The 16,103-nt window shown below is 61.2% G+C and carries 14 protein-coding genes; 8 read left to right on the top strand and 6 right to left on the bottom strand.

The genetic code is table 11. The annotated features are described in order from the left end of the window. Positions 1-8: 8 nt before the first annotated feature. Positions 9-1,112 (bottom strand): cation diffusion facilitator family transporter, encoded by a 1,104-nt coding sequence (locus GOB83_RS02965; RefSeq protein ID WP_408737413.1) that lies wholly within the window; start codon positions 1,110-1,112, stop codon positions 9-11. Between the two features lie 229 nt (positions 1,113-1,341). Between GOB83_RS02965 and GOB83_RS02960 the strand changes: the two genes are divergently transcribed. Then, on the top strand, positions 1,342-2,994 hold the full coding sequence (locus GOB83_RS02960; protein ID WP_165925169.1) for an NAD(P)/FAD-dependent oxidoreductase: 1,653 nt from the start codon (positions 1,342-1,344) through the stop codon (positions 2,992-2,994). Between the two features lie 25 nt (positions 2,995-3,019). On the opposite strand, the gene GOB83_RS02955 is transcribed toward GOB83_RS02960, so the two are convergent. Then, entirely contained in the window at positions 3,020-3,808 is a 789-nt protein-coding gene (locus tag GOB83_RS02955; RefSeq protein ID WP_165925168.1) for an alpha/beta fold hydrolase, read from the bottom strand. 170 nt (positions 3,809-3,978) lie between these two features. Between GOB83_RS02955 and GOB83_RS02950 the strand changes: the two genes are divergently transcribed. After that, entirely contained in the window at positions 3,979-4,788 is an 810-nt protein-coding gene (locus GOB83_RS02950; protein ID WP_165925167.1) for a universal stress protein, read from the top strand. Between the two features lie 32 nt (positions 4,789-4,820). On the opposite strand, the gene GOB83_RS02945 is transcribed toward GOB83_RS02950, so the two are convergent. From GOB83_RS02945 to GOB83_RS02935, 3 genes are all read right to left on the bottom strand, one after another. Then, entirely contained in the window at positions 4,821-6,779 is a 1,959-nt protein-coding gene (locus GOB83_RS02945) for an OPT family oligopeptide transporter (protein ID WP_165925166.1), read from the bottom strand. A gap of 168 nt (positions 6,780-6,947) precedes the next feature. Beyond that, complete coding sequence (locus tag GOB83_RS02940) at positions 6,948-8,828, bottom strand: alginate export family protein (RefSeq protein WP_165925165.1); 1,881 nt, start codon at positions 8,826-8,828, stop codon at positions 6,948-6,950. A 220-nt stretch (positions 8,829-9,048) separates the two neighbouring features. After that, entirely contained in the window at positions 9,049-9,627 is a 579-nt protein-coding gene (locus GOB83_RS02935) for a hypothetical protein (protein ID WP_165925164.1), read from the bottom strand. A 184-nt stretch (positions 9,628-9,811) separates the two neighbouring features. Here GOB83_RS02935 and GOB83_RS02930 point away from each other — a divergent pair, with 184 nt between their 5' ends. Next, positions 9,812-10,039, top strand: coding sequence for a DUF3126 family protein (locus GOB83_RS02930; protein WP_086645366.1), 228 nt, complete (start codon positions 9,812-9,814; stop codon positions 10,037-10,039). Between the two features lie 77 nt (positions 10,040-10,116). Here GOB83_RS02930 and GOB83_RS02925 read toward each other — a convergent pair whose 3' ends face one another. Next, positions 10,117-10,737, bottom strand: coding sequence for a DUF2939 domain-containing protein (locus GOB83_RS02925; RefSeq protein WP_165925163.1), 621 nt, complete (start codon positions 10,735-10,737; stop codon positions 10,117-10,119). 191 nt (positions 10,738-10,928) lie between these two features. Between GOB83_RS02925 and GOB83_RS02920 the strand changes: the two genes are divergently transcribed. The 5 genes from GOB83_RS02920 (at position 10,929) to GOB83_RS02900 (ending at position 16,092) form a co-directional block, all read left to right on the top strand. Beyond that, on the top strand, positions 10,929-11,702 hold the full coding sequence (locus GOB83_RS02920; protein ID WP_165925162.1) for a HesA/MoeB/ThiF family protein: 774 nt from the start codon (positions 10,929-10,931) through the stop codon (positions 11,700-11,702). Next, positions 11,695-12,090: a DsrE family protein gene (locus GOB83_RS02915; protein ID WP_165925161.1), complete on the top strand. Its 396-nt coding sequence runs from the start codon at positions 11,695-11,697 to the stop codon at positions 12,088-12,090. The genes GOB83_RS02920 and GOB83_RS02915 overlap by 8 nt, the downstream gene beginning before the upstream one ends. 134 nt (positions 12,091-12,224) lie before the next feature. Then, positions 12,225-13,235, top strand: coding sequence for an SH3 domain-containing protein (locus GOB83_RS02910; protein WP_165925160.1), 1,011 nt, complete (start codon positions 12,225-12,227; stop codon positions 13,233-13,235). A 35-nt stretch (positions 13,236-13,270) separates the two neighbouring features. Further along, positions 13,271-14,731, top strand: coding sequence for a pyruvate kinase (gene pyk / locus GOB83_RS02905; RefSeq protein ID WP_086645176.1), 1,461 nt, complete (start codon positions 13,271-13,273; stop codon positions 14,729-14,731). Between the two features lie 128 nt (positions 14,732-14,859). Next, positions 14,860-16,092, top strand: a complete 1,233-nt coding sequence (locus tag GOB83_RS02900; protein WP_165925159.1) for an SMP-30/gluconolactonase/LRE family protein — start codon at positions 14,860-14,862, stop codon at positions 16,090-16,092. Positions 16,093-16,103 lie beyond the last annotated feature (11 nt).

The raw sequence follows: 16,103 nt of genomic DNA, 5'->3' as shown, positions 1-16,103 counted from the left end.
TGCTGGTGTTAGACGGTGTGCGGGTCAGACAGGTGGCACGTGGGGCTGTAATCCTGTGTTTCCATCTGCACGGTGGGGTGGGCAATGCCAAAGCGCTTGCGCAAGGTGGTGACAAGTGTGTCGAGCAGGTGGCTATCGCTTTGCGCATCCGCCGCGTTTGCGCTGCGGACCAGATGCACGGTCAGGGCGGTTTCGGTCGTGCTTATGGGCCAGATGTGCAGGTCATGCAGGTCGGCAACACCGGGGGTACCGCGCAAAAAGCTTTCCACTGCACCGGGGTCCACCTCACGCGGGACAGCATCCAGCGCCATATCCAGCGAATCCCGCAAAAGGGACCATGTGCTCAGGACCACCACAACAGAAATGGCAAGGCTTATGGCGGGGTCTATCCATGCAACATGGGTTAGCAGTACCAGCCCCCCGGCAATAACCACGGCAAGGGATGTCAGAGCATCGGCCATGAGGTGCAAAAAGGCCCCGCGAATATTCAGGTCCCCTTTTTGCCCGGCGGCAAACAGCATGGCGGATGCCCCGTTTACCACAATGCCAATGCCTGCAACCACCATCATGGTCATGCCCGCAACGGGGGTGGGGTGCATCAGGCGGTGGATGGCCTCCCACGCAACGCCGCCAGTAACCAGCATGAGAATAATGGCATTGGCCAGTGCCGCCAGAATGGAGGAGCGGCGCAACCCATAGGTAAAGCGCACGGTCGGGCTTTTGCGTGAGAGGTGCTCGGCCAGCCAGGCAGCCGCCAGTGCGAGCACGTCTGAGAGGTTATGCCCCGCATCGGCTATGAGCGAGAGCGAATGGGCATAAACGCCCCATATGGCCTCGGCCACCAGATAGAGCGAGTTAACGGCAATCCCTATGGCAAAAGCCGTGCCAAAGGAGGCCGGCGTGTGCACATGGTGGTGGCCAAATCCGTGCTTGTGCGTGCAGGCCGCCCCGTTACCTTCATGCTCATGCTCATGCTCATGCTCATGCTCATGCTCATGCTCATGCTCATGCTCATGCTCATGCTCATGCTCATGCTCATGACCGTGGGCGCAGGGCGGGGGGCTGGCATGGCCTGCGCAACCCGAGTGGTCCGCATGGTCATGCGTGTGCATGTCTGGGGCTGGCATGGCTCTGGCTGCTTTCATTCACACAAAGGGCCGTGGGGGAGAGGCCCCGTTCCGGGGTTGCCATCTTATGTAGGGTGGGTTGGTGCGGAATAGAAGTGGAATATTCCCACACCGATTGCGCGGCAGACGTTGCACGCCCAAGCCGTTCCAGAATAGGGAAGGGGACAAAGGATCGTTTTGCCTCACTTGCAATTATACTGGATGAACACGCCCCATGCTCCGTCTGACTGAACTGCGGCTACCGCTGGACCACCCGCCCGAGGCACTTCGGCAGGCGATCTGTGAGCGGTTGGGCATTGGTGCGGATGCGCTGGAACACTATACCGTGTTCAAGCGCGGGCATGACGCACGCCGCCGCTCTGCCATCTGGCTTGTGTACACGCTGGATTGCGCCGTGCGGGACGAGGCAGATGTGCTGGCCCGTTACCGGAGCGCGCACCCCGGCAACCCCCACGTACAACCCGCGCCAGACATGGCCTGGCATGCGCCCATTGCCAATGGCGCAGCCCTTGCCGCGGCAGAAGGGTATAAACGCCCCATTATTATCGGCGCCGGGCCATGCGGGTTTATGGCCGCCCTGATTCTGGCCCGCGTGGGGTTGCGGCCCTTACTGCTTGAGCGTGGCAAGGTTGTGCGTGAACGCACGGTAGACACGTTTGCCCTATGGCGTCGCTCCGTGCTGACCCCGGAGAGCAACGTCCAGTTTGGTGAGGGCGGGGCTGGTACCTTTTCCGATGGTAAACTCTACAGTCAGGTGCGGGACCCGCGTTTTCTGGGCCGCAAGGTGCTGGAGGAGTTTGTAAAAGCTGGTGCCCCGGAGGATATTCTTTATCTGGCGCACCCTCATATTGGCACGTTCCGGCTGGTGTCCATGGTGGAGCATATCCGTCAGGAGGTGGAGCAGGCCGGTGGAGAATACCGCTTTGGGGCCAGAGTGGATGACCTGCTGCTCAACGCATCTACCCGCAAGGTGGAAGGGGTGCTCCTTTCCAGTGGGGAGGTGATTGCGGCAGACCATGTTGTGCTGGCCGTGGGCCACAGTGCGCGCGATACGTTTGCCATGCTGCAAAAACAGGGTGTGAGCATGCAGGCCAAACCCTTTTCCATGGGGGTGCGGATCGAGCACCCGCAATCGGTTATTGATACGGCCCAGTTTGGCCCCAGCGCAGGCAATGAGCAGTTGGGGGCCGCCGAGTACAGGCTGGTCCACCACGCAGCCAATGGGCGGGGTGTGTATTCCTTCTGCATGTGCCCCGGCGGTACGGTTGTGGCGGCAACATCGGAGGAAGGGCAGGTCGTTACCAACGGCATGAGCCAGTATTCCCGCGCCGAACGGAACGCCAATTCGGGCATGGTGGTGGAACTGCGCCCCGGAGAGGATTACCCGGATGACCCGCTGGCAGGTATTGCCTACCAGCGCCACTGGGAGCGGCAGGCATTTCTGGCCGGGGGTGGGGATTACCGCGCCCCTGCCCAGCGTGTGGGGGATTTTCTGGCCGGCCGCCCCTCTACCGCGCTGGGGGATGTGGTGCCCTCCTACAAACCGGGAGTAACACCAGCGGACCTGTCTACCTGCCTGCCGGATTTTGTGGTGGAAGCCCTGCGTGAAGCCCTGCCCCGGTTCGAGCGTAAACTGCGTGGTTTTACCATGGATGATGCGGTCATGACCGGGGTGGAAACCCGCACGTCCTCCCCCATCCGTGTACCACGGGGGGAGAATGGCCAGTCCGTCAACACACCGGGCTTGTACCCCGCGGGGGAAGGGGCCGGGTATGCCGGGGGGATCCTCTCCGCCGCCATGGACGGTATCCGCATGGCCGAGGCCGTTGCGCAGGATATGGCTGGCCTGCCGGTTACGCTGGCGTAAGGGCCTATCCCGCGCGTGCGGGGCTTCAGGGAATATTGGCCAGAAACTCTTCCACCAGTTCGGTAAAGCGCTGGGGGGCATCGGCATGGACCCAGTGGCCCGCACCGCGAATGCTCTCCAGCCGGTGGTTGGGAAAAAGTGCCCGCATGGCGGCGTAATTACCCGGGCTGATATAAGGCGAGTTTTCCCCGCGAATGAACAGGGTTGGCCCTTCATAGCGTAAATCTGGGGCAAGGTGGGGCCAGCCCATAATGTCGGGCATGGCGGCCTGAATATCGTGCAGGCCAATGGCCCAGCCGGGATTATCCCCCTGTCGTATGTTCTGCGCCATAAGCTGGCGCACCGCATCGCTTGCAATATAGGGGCGCAGCAGGTCGTTGGTGCTGCGCTGGTCCAGATGTGGAGGGAATTGCAGCTGCTCCAGATTATCGGGCAGGTCCAGCCGGTCAAACCCGCCCTGTGCGGGAGCTATGTCCACTACAATCAGGGCGCGTATGGCGGTTGGGTGGGTCAGGGCTGCCATCATGGCGGTTTTGCCCCCCATGGAGTGCCCGAGCATAATGGCGGGGCTGGCGTGGAGCTGCTCCATTGTGTCCAGCACATCCTGCGCCATGGCAGGGTAGCTCATGGGGCCGTGGGGGCTGTTGCCGTGGTTGCGCAGGTCCATGGCCAGTGTACGCCGGGTTGTGGCCAGCTTGCGCTGCACAAAACCCAGGTTGCGCGCCCGGCCAAACAGGCCATGCAGCAGCACAACCGGCAGGGTTTTTTCGGGCGTTGGGTGTTCGGGGCCGCGCTCGCTCACGTTTAGCAACACTGTTCTGCTCTTTCCTCTGCTCTGGCGCGTATGGCGCATGGTGGGGCAGTTTTGCCCAGCTTTGCCGCTGAATGCGAGGGGCAGAGGGCTGTTTTTTCTTCACCTTCCAGAGAGAGGGCAGGTGTGCCACAGTCAGCCCCATAGTTTATGGCGTGCGAGAGGAGGCGTGCATGCAACGGTGCCTTGTTATTCTCAGCCAACTGGACCAGACCGAGGTTTTGCTGGGCATGGCAGCACAGGCGCTCACCCGTATTCGGGGGATGCAGCGGATTGATGTGCTGGCCGCGCGGGAACCTCCGGAGCAGATTCTGGGGCGCATCGGGTTTTCCGATACACAGGCCCAGACCCTGCGGGCTCAACAGCGCGAATGGGCCGATGCCCTGCATACCCGCTTCCAGCAATGGCTGGCGCAGGAATATGGCACTCCCGCAGACCGGCTGGGCAAGGTGGAGGTCAACTGGCTGGACCCCGAAATTACGGTGGACCGCATTATTGCAGGTTACGGCAAGGACGCCGACCTGCTGATTCTGGGTTTCCCCGATAGCCGGGACAGCGCACAAAAGCATGTGGCCACCCGTGCCGCCATTTTTGAATCCGGACGCCCCGTTCTGTTTGTGCCCCCATTCTGGGAGCAGACCAGCGGGAACCGCATGTTCATGGCATGGAAAGACACCCCCGCCTGCCGCCGCACGTTTTTTGCCGCCCGCTCCTTTGTGGGGGCGGCTGAGGCGGTTGAGGTTGCCGTATCCGCCACCGACCCGTTGCCGCTGGATATTCTGCCCGGCGTAACCCTAACCCAGCAGCCTGTTGTGGAGAGCCACAACGCCGGGCAAACCCTGCTGGATATGGCCGGAACCTTCCGTGCCGACATGCTGGTGATCGGGGGGTACCAGCACAACATGCTCTATAGTCGGCTTATGGGCAGTGTGACCGACTATATTCTGGCCACCCCCCGTGTGCCGGTGCTGTTACAGCACTAATAGCCTTGGCGGCTGGCCGTCTGGCAGGGAGTTCAGGGCGCGCGGAGAGTTTTGCGCGCAAAAGCCCAGCACAATACACCAAAGCCCAGCGTGCCCAGAATGGCGGGTACGTTCTGGGGCACAAAGGCGGCGAGGGAAAAAGCATTATCCCGCCCTGTGGCGCCGGAAAGAACAGCCAGTAACACCCCGGTCAGGCTTTCCCCCACAATAAAGCCAGATGCCAGCATGGTGCCGGTGGAACCACCCTCCGGGCTGCTCTGGCCTGTGGCGCTGGCAGCATGCCGGTTACGGCTGATCCGCTTGAGCACCCACCCCAGTATGGCCCCGCAGGCCAGTGTCAGGCTGACGGAGGCAGGCAGGTACAGGCCCACGGCCACCCCCAGCGGTGGCAGAGCCTGCCCCCGGCGGCGCAGGCCAAGGTCCAGCACAACCAAGCCTACCCCCAGCCCCATGCCAACGCAAAGCATGGTCCAGTCCAGTGAATGGGTAAAAATGCCTTTGGCAATCAGGGTGATCAGGGCGGGTTGAGGGGCAGACAGGGCATGGGCCGGGTCCATGCCGGGGCGGGGCATGGCGCCAGTAAACCCGTATGCCTGATACAGCAGGTTAAGAACGGGCGGGATAACCGCAGCCCCAACAAGGCAGCCCGCTATAAGCGCGACTTCCTGCTTCCACGGGGTGGCCCCTACGAGCTGGCCGGTCTTGAGGTCTTGCAGGTTGTCGTTGGAAATGGCGATGGTGGCGGTAATGGCCGACAGGAGCAGGATGGTAAACGCTGTGGCCAGTTTCTGGCCATCTGCCATCATGGCATCAGGTGTCAGGCCCAGAGCTTCCAGTGCCAGAATCATCAGTGCGCATAAGACTGCGCCAATAATGATAATGCCCGAAATGGGGGAGGAGGATGACCCCACAATACCCGCCATGTACCCGCAGGCTGCGGCCATAACAAAGCCGAATACAACGCAGAACACCACAGCCACGCCAACAATAGGCCAGAACCCGTGAGCCACGGGGGCCAGAAATGCGGCAAAAAAACCAGTCAGCAACAGCATGGCCCCCACCATAAGCACCCCCATGGTGCGGGCGGAAAGGTCCTTGTCTGTTGTGGCGGTCAGGCCCGTTGTGCGTTGCAGCATGGTGCGTATGCCCCGCAGCACGGGGGGCATGAGCTCGATCAGGGTCCAGAGGGAGGCAATGGCAATGGCACCAGCCCCCACAAAGCGGACCTTGTGCAGCCATATGTCCTGCGCAAACTGGGCGGGGGGTAGGTGCGCGGGGTTGGGTAGCAGGCTGGTCAGCCAGGGCACACCCACGCCCCATGCCAGTATGCAGCCTGTTAGCATGGCCATGCCCCCGCTCAGGCCAACCAGATACCCCGCCCCGATCAGGGCGGGGGAAAACGCGGCACTGAGCTGGAATACGGCACTCCCCGCACTTGCGGTCAGGTTAAGCCCATCGGCCAGCACGCGCAGGCCGCCACTGCAAAACGAAAAAACAGAGGCCATGACCCCGCCGCTGATCAATGCCTGCAGGCCGCGCTGGTTGCTCTTATCCGCCCCTGCACGCAGGATTTCGGCCGCGGCCACGCCTTCGGGGTAGGGCAGGCTGCTTTGTGTGACCAGCGCACGCCTGAGCGGGATGGTGAACAGTACCCCCAGCACCCCGCCAGCAAAGGACAGTCCCGCCGTTTGCCAGAAGGGAAAATGCGTCCAGAACCCGGCAATAATCAGCCCCGGAAAGGTCGCAAACACGCAGGACAGGGTGCCCGCAGCCGAAGCCTGGCTTTGCACCATGTTGTTTTCCAGCAAGGTGCCCCCACCCATAAGGCGCAGCACGGCCATGGAAATAACCGCAGCGGGTATGGATGAGGCAAATGTCAGCCCGATCCGCAGGCCCAGATACACATTGGAGGCGGTAAATACGATGGTAATAAGCGCGCCAAGCAGCAGACCACGGAGTGTGAGTTCCCGTTGGGGGTTCGGGCTGGCCATGCGTCCTGTCTCTCCCGGAGGGTCATGGAGGTTACGCCATCCATCATGCGGGTGGTCTGGCGTTCCCTCGCGTACGGTCTAAGGGCGGAGGGTTTGCGGGCAGGCCGCAATCCTCCGCTCTTTTGTGCACATACGATGCTCACAGGGATTTGTCTGCCCCAAAGCGGGTCAGAAGGTCAGTTCAATGTTGCTTTGCACAAAGGCGCCAGATGTGGCTCCGGCGTTGGTCATGGTGCGCGAGGCAAAAATGTATTCCCCATCAATACCAAGCGTAATGTGGCGTGTGGCCCGCCAGGTAAAGCTGGCCTGTGGCATGGTGGCTGTGTAGGCCCCGTGCGGGCGGTAGGCATAAAAGGCGGTGCCGCTGGCATAAATGGCATCCTGCCGGCTGTTGCGCCACACGGCGGGCACCTTGAGCAGCAAGGTGGTGTTGGGGGTGGGGGCAATGGTGGCAATGGGGCCTACGTCGATCAGGTTCGACTGACCGATATAGGTGCTCATATCCAGGTAGTAGGCGCTGGGCACGTAGGGGGACAAAAAGCTGCCCCAGGAGCTACGCTGGCCTTTGCGCATATTCCCGCCGGAAACACTGTCCACCTGTATGCCAATGGCAGGGTGGCCGGGCCATTTTGCAAACCGCCAGGAGAGCGTGGCATCAATGGCATAGGCGGAAACCGGGCGGGTTGGTCCGTTTTTGGCTGCACGGAACTCACCCCCCTGCCACATGGCCCCGACCGAAAATTCCAGCGGGCCAGCATTACCCCATATGCGTGTGCCCGGTGTGTCGCGGTGGGTGGAGCCGGCAATGGAGCCACCAGCCAGCGAGGGCAGGGGGCTTTTGGAGAGAATGGTCCCCAGATAGAACGTATCCACAAAAATCTGGCTGTTGCGCCCCAGAAACTTGAAGCTGGGCACCGCATAGGACGTATAGGCCCCGAACAGGCGCGAGTTCCAGCCGACCTGATCATGGAACATGGCTGAAGGCGCGTTGTTGGTCAGGGTTAAATAAAACCCGTCTATGCGAAAGTTTTTCCAGAACGCATAGCCGCGCAGACCATTCCAGGAATAAGGCACGGAGGGGTACACGCTGCCTGCGGTAAAGTAGGGTGGTGCATCCAAAAAGGTCATGCGCCCGGCCATGCCGCCCACGGTGGCGTTAAGCACCCTGCCGCGCACTTCCACAAAAGCCTGTTGTGCATCCAGCCTGCTGCGCCAGCGGCCCCCGGCATAGCCATAGTAATTGATCCCCGCCGCCTGACCGCTCATTAACTCGCCATACAGGCGCACATGCTCGCCCAGATGCAGGTCTGCCCCAGCGTTCCAGCGGAAGTTGTTGCGGTAGGCGGGCTCTTTTTTGGTTGAGCCAAAACCTGCGCGCTGGTCATAAAAATTATGCTGCCGGAAGTTGCCGCTCAGCGTCAGGTAAATATCACCGTTTGTGTTGAACGGGATGTATTTGAGCGCATCCATGGGGTCCAGGCGGTTGCGTTTGTCACGCAGGCTGGACCAGTCCTCCGCCCAGCGGGAGACAGCATAATAGCCCACGGTGCCAAAACCCGCAGCGGCCCCTGTATTGGCGTTGAACACTCCCCACGGGCCCTGATGCAGCAATGCTGTTGGCAGGGGGGTGAGCTCGAGCGACTGCGGCTGGCCATACGCTTCGGGGCGGCTGGTCAGGGGGGGGAGCAGGCGGCTGTTATCCCAAAATCCGGGGCGTGGGGCCGTGGCAGCAGGGGGTGTCACGGTAACAATGCGGGCACCCGTAATCTGCGCAGGGGCGGTTACGGTGGTGGTCGTTGTTGTCGTCGTCGTGGTGTCCGGCTGCGTGTTCTGCTGTGTGGCAGGTGGCGTGTGCGGCATGTGGAGATACGCCGCATTGGGCGCGGTTTCGGCCCCGGCGGGGGCAGCCCACAGGCAGAGCAGGGCCGAGCCAGAGGCCAGCAGGCCCGTGCGCAGGGCGACAGAATAAGCGTAACAGCGCGGGCCGGGCAGGGGGTAACGTGTGGTGCTGGCTGGTTTTGGAGTGGTGTGGTCGGTGATTACGGTCATGGGCCGAGGTCACTTCTTGTTATTTTTATTAGGTCTGGCAATTCATTCAATTATTGAATGACTTATATTATCATTATTGCTATAAATGCGATTATGTCATATCGCATTTGCGTGTGCTGCATCCCTTATACGGAATACAGCGCCACACTTCGATAAAAAAATTGGAAAAATCTGGTTAACAAATCTGTGTTTTTTCAAAAACTGTTAGAAAAAACACAACTCAGGCAGACGGAACCCGGCGCTGGAGCGTATGCAGGCAGGTTTGCGTGCGCGTAGCCAGGCGGATGTCATGCACCTTGGTTACGGCCTGCTCGGCCTTTTTGCGCCATGTGGTGGACATGCCCGTGGGGGAGCAGATGTTTTTGGTACTGCCCGTTGCGGCTGCGTTGGGTTCGGTCGCGCTCAGCACCATTGCAGGCTGGCGGGGGAGCAGGCGTTGCAGCGTGTGCTCTACCGTCCGGGCCGTGCGGGCATCGGTCTGTGGCAGAACGGTTGCCACAATACGGGCGGCTTCCGGCCTGCCCTGTGCCAGAGCCTGCATCACATCGTCCCACCCATGGGGGCGGGAGAGTGCTGTAGCTGTCTGGGCTACGCCATCATGCGTTGCCATGTACAGCACATGGTCTGTTTTGTCGCTCTGCATGCTGGGTGGCAGAGGCTTGTCCTGCGTGGCCATAACGCACAGTCCAGCCGACAGGCAGACCAGCAGGGCAGACAAAAGAGGGCGCAGTGCTCGCACGGTGTAGGTATCTCCCTTGGTGAGTAAAGACAGTTGCACGGTGGAAAATGGCGCGGACATGGCAAGGGCGTGGCACGGCTGCCAAAGGTTGCCCCGCCCAAGCGGGATGGCCTATAGGGTGCGGAACAGATCGGAAGGCGCGCACGCCGGGTTAATGGTCGTTCGCCGTTTGTGGGGCGACCGGGTATGCCCCGTGTTCCGTTTTTCCTGATGCATGATTTGGCTCGACTAAGGAATGAATGACATGAGCGCTTCTCTTTCTGCTTCAGAGATCACCCGCCTCCAGAGCGCGCTGCGCCGCCTGCTGGGTTCGCCTGAACTGACCGTAAACCCGGCCCCGCGTGCAGGCATGTCGGTCGAACTGGCCGTAAAGGGCGAAGTCATCGGCACCGTTCATCGTGATGATGAAGATGGTGATGTCAGCTACGCCGTAAACATGGTGGTGCTGGAAGAAGACCTGCCCCGCGCCTGAACCGCAGCGCCAGTAAAAAAGCCAGTCCTCCGCAAGGGAGGGCTGGCTTTTTTTATGGGTTCAGTGCGGCCTGTTATTCAGGCGTTGGAAGGGGTGGCCGATGCCTGCATGACGGGCGCACGCCGCATGGGGAATTCCACGTTGGTAATTTTCCACTTCCAGCCCTGAATACGTAATTCAACGCGCAGGGGTGTTTCGCGCTCATGGCCGGGCAGGGGCATTTCCATAACAAACTGGTCCAGCCGGTTAAAATGGACCGAAGCCCGCGTGGCCAGCGATGCAAAAGAGGGCGTGGCAGGCTGCTCTGCAGAGGTGGAAGCAGGCAGGGCCTCATCCAGTAATGTGCCAAGGTTGGCTTGTGTGACTGTGGTATCCACCGCGTTGGATACGGCTGTTGTGGCAAAGGACGACCCAAAATCGGGCAGTTCATCCGCTGCGGGCTGGATGTTCAGGTGCAGGCCAGCCAGCGTCTGCCGTTTGAGTGAGGCATCAAGCGCACCCCAGTTGATCATCCGCCCAAGGGCTGTGGCATCGTGGCGTTGCAGGTCGGAAGCAACAGACCACAACGTGACAAAAGGGGAGGCCAGATACAGGCCAAACGACGCAGCTGCCGTGGCAACACACACCCGGCGCGCGGTCTGGCGGCGGGGCAGACTGGCTGGCCGGACTGCGGGTCCGGGCTGGGTGAAGGTTGTCATGTTACACATTCCTCATATGCGTTTGGTGCAATTCTTATAAACCAGTTACCTTCTTCTAACCAGATAATAATGTGTACGGTTCCATGCGTTATTACAAAAATATGACCTTTGTTACACAGTGTTAGGGTGTCCATAACGTGTATGGGGGCGTGTATGCCCCCGGACTACTCAGGAGCGGATACAAAAGACCCATGCAGCTTGACCTCAGCGAAAATGAAATCCAGCGCTATTCTCGCCACATTCTGTTGCCCGAGGTCGGCGGCACGGGGCAGGTCGCGTTAAAAAACGCCTCCGTGCTTGTGGTGGGGGCCGGTGGGCTGGGTGCGCCAGCGGCTTTGTATCTGGCTGCCGCAGGCGTGGGCCGAATCGGTCTGGTGGATGATGATGTGGTCGAACTGTCCAACCTTCAGCGGCAGGTGCTGCACACCACGCGTGCCGTGGGGCGCAAAAAGGTGGACACCGCGCGTGAACAACTGGCCGCCCTGAACCCCGAAATTGTGGTGGAGGCATGGGATATGCGGCTCAATGCCGGCAATGCCCACGACCTTGTCGCTCAGTATGACCTTGTGTGTGACGGGTGTGACAACTTTGCTACCCGTTACGCGGTTAACGCTGCCTGCGTGCAGGCTGGCAAGGTGCTGGTCTCCGCCGCAGTACAACGGTTTGAAGGGCAGTTGGCCACATTCAGCCCCACGCAGGGTGGCGGGTGCTATAACTGCCTGTACCCTGCAACAGACGGCCAGGCATCCGGCCTGAGCTGTGGTGATGCCGGTGTGTTTGGCGCGGTAACAGGGGTTATGGGCACGTTACAGGCAACGCAGGCGCTCAAGCAGATACTGGGCTTAGGCAATACTGGTGCCGGGGAACTGCTGATGTGGGATGCCCTGCGCATGAAGTTTACAACCATGACCCTGAGCGCGGACCCGGCCTGCACCGTCTGTGGCGGAGGGCACGCCCATGGTTGAGGCGCATACTCCCCCCTGCGATCTGGCCTTGTTGGTTGTGGAGTCCCGGTACGAGCGTATTCATGCGGCTTACATGCTGGCGGCCACGGCTGCGGCCATGGGGCAGACTGTTCTGCTGTTTGGCATGGGGGCCGGGGTTTGCGCCTTTTGCCGGGAATGGAATGGGCTTGATGCTGCCGAAGGCGCGCGTATGCGCGAGCAGGCAGGTGTTGCCGGGTTGGATGACCTGCGTGATGCGGTCGTGGATATGGGGGCAACCCTTATGGTGTGCGACTCCGGCGTAAAAACACTGGGCTTAAATGCGCAGGACCTGCTGGCAGGGGTTGAAACCGTAGGGCTGCCGAGTTTTTTTGACCGCGCAGGCCGTGCCAGACAACTCGTGTTTTAAAGGGCGAGCGCGCATGCAAAGGCCGGTTTGAACAGGGTTGTGGCGCAAGTCTGTTCTGCTGTGAAACGTAAAGTCATGCGCGAAGTGTGTGCGGCCTCTTGCCCCCGCGTCACTCTCTTGGCAGGGATGCAGCCATGATGTGCACTCGTTCCTCTTTCCGGTTTCGTCTGCTTGCCTGCGTGGCGGGCTGCATGGCAGCTTTTTCTGGCATCACGGCGTCTGCCGGTGTTGCGGCCGATGGTGTGGCACCCCCGCTCCACAAGCACCACAAACATGCCCTGACGGCCCCACAGGCCACAGCCGCGCACAAGGCCGGGAGCGGTAAGGCCAAAACCAAAGGCAAGCATGAGGCCGCTGCTACGCGGAGCAGCAAAAAAGGCGCGCATCACAAAAAACATGAGATCGCTACCGCGCAGGCCAAGCCCGCACACCATGCTCCTGCGCACCATCATGTTGCCGCTGCTGCCGCGGGTGCGGCGGTTGCAACGGCTGCGGCAGGTGCCGCTGTGGCCGCGCCTGCTCCCGGCACGCCCGACATGGGTGCACCCGATGCAGGTGTGCAGAACGACCCTGCAAAGGGGAGTGTAACCGGCCTGCCGCTGCCACGTTATGCTGCCCTGCGTTCGGATGAAGTGAACATGCGGGCAGGGCCGGGGCAGCGTTTTCCCATTCTGTGGGTCTATCACCGCCGGGGTATGCCGGTGCGGGTGGAACGGGAATTTGATGTCTGGCGTCTGGTGGAAGACCCCAGCGGGCAAAAAGGCTGGATGCAGCAGGCCACATTGGCTGGCGGACGCGATTTTCTGATCCCCGGTGAACCTCCGGGGGATGAAACACCCTTGCCCGCGCAGGCCAGCAAGGAAGGCGAGAAGGCCTTGCCACCGGGGCATATGGATGCTCGGGTTATTGCCAGTGTTGGCACGGCGCAGGATGCGGCAAAAATGCCCGGTGTGGTGTTCATGCGCGCCGGTGCCAGCGAAGATGCCGCCATAGTGGCCGTGTTGCGGCCGGGTACGGTTGGCTCGGTCCGGGAGTGTGCAGCAGGCTCGGCCTGGTGCAAGGTCTCGGTCAAGCAATATAACGGATGGGTGCCCCGCCGGGCCATCTGGGGTGTGGATGCTGAGGACGTGATCAGCCCCTCCTGAATTTTTCCGGCGGATTGTTAAGGAGAAGCTGCTTTATGTCTCTTGTCACAACGCCGGATAGCAAAAAAACAGAGGCAGTGGCCTGTCGCACCAAAATTGTTGCAACACTTGGCCCTGCTTCATCCGATTATGCAACCATCCGTGACCTTGCTCTGGCAGGGGCGGATGTGTTCCGCTTCAACTTCTCCCATGGTACACATGCCGACCATGCCAGCCGCCACGCGTTTGTAAGGCAGGTTGAGGCCGAACTGGGCCGCCCGATTGGTATTCTGGCTGACATGCAGGGGCCAAAGCTGCGGGTCGGGCGTTTTAAGGATGGTAAGGTCGAACTGGTGCCGGGTGCGCCTTTCAGGTTTGACCTGTCCGACACACTGGGGGACGCCACGCGCGTGCAGCTCCCCCACCCCGAAATTATCAAGGTGGCCACACCGGGCAGCCGTCTGTTGATGGATGATGGCAAACTGGCTGTAGTGGTGGAGCAGGCCGGGCCGGACTGGCTGGCAACGCGGGTGGAAATTGGCGGCCCGCTCTCCGACCATAAAGGGGTGAATGTGCCCGATGTGGCGCTGCCCATTCCGGCCCTGACGGAAAAGGACAAGGTGGATCTGGCCTACGCGCTGGAGCTGGGGGTGGATTATGTGGCCCTCTCCTTTGTGCAGCGGCCTGAAGATCTGGAGCAGGCCCGCAGTCTTGTGGGTGAGCGGGCTGCATTGCTGGCCAAGCTGGAAAAACCTCAGGCAGTAGAAAACCTGTCTGCCATTCTGGCCCTGAGCGATGCGGTTATGGTGGCACGTGGGGATCTGGGGGTGGAACTGCCGCCAGAGAGTGTGCCCCTTATTCAAAAACGGATTATCCGCGAGGCCCGCAGGCTGGGCAAACCGGTGGTGGTGGCCACCCAGATGCTGGAAAGCATGATAACCGCGCCAACCCCCACACGGGCCGAGGCATCGGACGTGGCCGCTGCGGTGTTTGATGGGGCCGATGCAGTCATGCTCTCGGCAGAATCGGCCGCAGGGCAATACCCGCGTGAGGCGGTGCGGATCATGAACCGTATTTTGTGGCGGGTGGAGCAGGATGCCGGTTGGCAGGCCCACATGGCCGCAGCCCGCCTTGCCCCGGAAGACTATGTGGCCGACGCCATAGCCAGTGCTACCCAGCAGGTTGCGGCTACTCTGCGCTCTCCCGCCATTGTGGCGTACACGCACAGGGGGGCTACGGCCCTGCGTATTGCGCGTGAACGCCCGACCTGCCCGGTGCTGGGGGTTACGCCCACGGCGCAGGCCGCACGGCGGCTGGCGCTTGTGTGGGGCGTGCGGGCGTTTGTCAGCCCACCGCATACGGCATCCACCACGGTAGAACGCATGGTGGAAGAGGCTCTGGCTGTTGTGGCCCGTGCACAGGTTGGCGCTCCGGGGGATTCGGTCGTGATCGCTGCGGGTGTGCCCTTTGGCGTGAGTGGTTCCACCAACCTGCTCAGGGTTGCCAGAATCCCCTGAGCGCTATGCGCTATGCTGGAACCTGCTGGTGGTGACAGCCCCCCCGTTGCAGGGTATGTGCGGGAAAGCGGGGCCAGGCGTGGGCCGTATGGGCGGCCTGCTGGCAGGGTAAGGCGCAGGGGACTTGGATGGTAACCTCAGTACGGAACAGGCTGGTCAGGCGCAATGTGCTCAGGGGGTTGTCCGGCCTGTCTGCCGGTCTGCTGCTGCCACGCCTGAGCATGCCCCAGAAAGCTCTGGCCGCCAGTGCAGGTGCCGCTGCGACTGCTTTCCCGCCAGATGTAACCACCCAGCCACCCCGGCAATGGGGGCCGGAAGCGCCTCCTTCCTACGCGCCAGACCCTGATGTGGTGGTTATTGACCGTTCTTTCCGCGATCTGGTCAGCGGTAATGCGACCATCCACCGTGTGTGGAATGGCGGGACGTGGATAGAAGGGCCGGCATGGTCCTCCGAAGGGCGATACCTGCTGTTTAGCGATACGGTAACAAGCCGACAGTACCGCTATTTGTGGGAGACAGGCGAGGTTACGGTTTTTCGCCCGGAATCCTACCATTCCAACGGCAATACGTTTGATTATCAGGGCCGCCAGATTTCCTGCGAGCATTTTTTACGCCGCGTTGTGCGCTGGGAGCATGATGGGTCGGTGCATGTGGTGGCTGACCATTTTGAGGGCAAGCCCCTGAGTTCCCCCAATGATGTGATTGCCCACCCCGATGGCAGTATCTGGTTTACGGACCCGGGGTACGGAGACAGCGTTGCAGAAGGCCACGCTGATGCTGCCGGGGGGGAGGCCAACCCCGATGGGCGTATTCGCTGGCGGGTGGGGGAAGAACTGATCGGCGCTGTGGGCGGCATGCACAAACAGCCCGACCACACGTTCCGGGTTGATCCTTCGGGGCGGATTGATGTCGTGTTAACGCAGGATCAGTTGCCCAACCCCAACGGGTTGTGTTTTTCGCCCGATTTTTCGCACCTGTACGTTATTTCCACAGGGCGGCAGAGTGGGGCCGGCGGGCATGATGGGGACCTGGCCGTGCATGAGTTTGACCTGCACAGGCAGGAACTCCCCCTTTCCAATCCAAGGCTGTTTACCAATATGCGCTTTGAAGGGGTCCAGATGATTCCCGACGGGCTCAAGGCCGATATTTATGGCAATCTCTGGTGTGGCGTAAGCGGGCTACTTGGCCTGTGCGGGGTGTTCATCTTCAACCCCGAAGGGCATTTGATCGGGCGCATCCGCCTGCCACATGGTGTGTCCAACCTGACCTTTGGCGGCCCCAAGCGGGACTGGCTGTTCATGTGCGCAGGGGGGGCTCTTTACAGCCTTCAGGTGAATACCCAAGGCGCTGGCCCGGCCTGAGCACTCCTCTG

Origin of the sequence: Acetobacter fabarum (assembly GCF_011516925.1) — a bacterium.
Lineage (GTDB): Bacteria > Pseudomonadota > Alphaproteobacteria > Acetobacterales > Acetobacteraceae > Acetobacter > Acetobacter fabarum.
This window is presented reverse-complemented; position numbering and strand designations above follow the sequence as displayed.

Excerpts from the sequence above, each read along its gene's own strand:
- GOB83_RS02925 (WP_165925163.1), bottom strand. The coding sequence starts at position 10,737 with ATGACAACCTTCACCCAGCCCGGACCCGCAGTCCGGCCAGCCAGTCTG.
- pyk (WP_086645176.1), top strand. The coding sequence starts at position 13,271 with ATGTCTCTTGTCACAACGCCGGATAGCAAAAAAACAGAGGCAGTGGCC.
- GOB83_RS02950 (WP_165925167.1), top strand. The coding sequence starts at position 3,979 with ATGCAACGGTGCCTTGTTATTCTCAGCCAACTGGACCAGACCGAGGTT.
- GOB83_RS02940 (WP_165925165.1), bottom strand. The coding sequence starts at position 8,828 with ATGACCGTAATCACCGACCACACCACTCCAAAACCAGCCAGCACCACA.
- GOB83_RS02915 (WP_165925161.1), top strand. The coding sequence starts at position 11,695 with ATGGTTGAGGCGCATACTCCCCCCTGCGATCTGGCCTTGTTGGTTGTG.
- GOB83_RS02965 (WP_408737413.1), bottom strand. The coding sequence starts at position 1,112 with ATGCACACGCATGACCATGCGGACCACTCGGGTTGCGCAGGCCATGCC.
- GOB83_RS02910 (WP_165925160.1), top strand. The coding sequence starts at position 12,225 with ATGATGTGCACTCGTTCCTCTTTCCGGTTTCGTCTGCTTGCCTGCGTG.
- GOB83_RS02900 (WP_165925159.1), top strand. The coding sequence starts at position 14,860 with ATGGTAACCTCAGTACGGAACAGGCTGGTCAGGCGCAATGTGCTCAGG.
- GOB83_RS02930 (WP_086645366.1), top strand. The coding sequence starts at position 9,812 with ATGAGCGCTTCTCTTTCTGCTTCAGAGATCACCCGCCTCCAGAGCGCG.
- GOB83_RS02945 (WP_165925166.1), bottom strand. The coding sequence starts at position 6,779 with ATGGCCAGCCCGAACCCCCAACGGGAACTCACACTCCGTGGTCTGCTG.
- GOB83_RS02920 (WP_165925162.1), top strand. The coding sequence starts at position 10,929 with ATGCAGCTTGACCTCAGCGAAAATGAAATCCAGCGCTATTCTCGCCAC.
- GOB83_RS02960 (WP_165925169.1), top strand. The coding sequence starts at position 1,342 with ATGCTCCGTCTGACTGAACTGCGGCTACCGCTGGACCACCCGCCCGAG.
- GOB83_RS02935 (WP_165925164.1), bottom strand. The coding sequence starts at position 9,627 with ATGTCCGCGCCATTTTCCACCGTGCAACTGTCTTTACTCACCAAGGGA.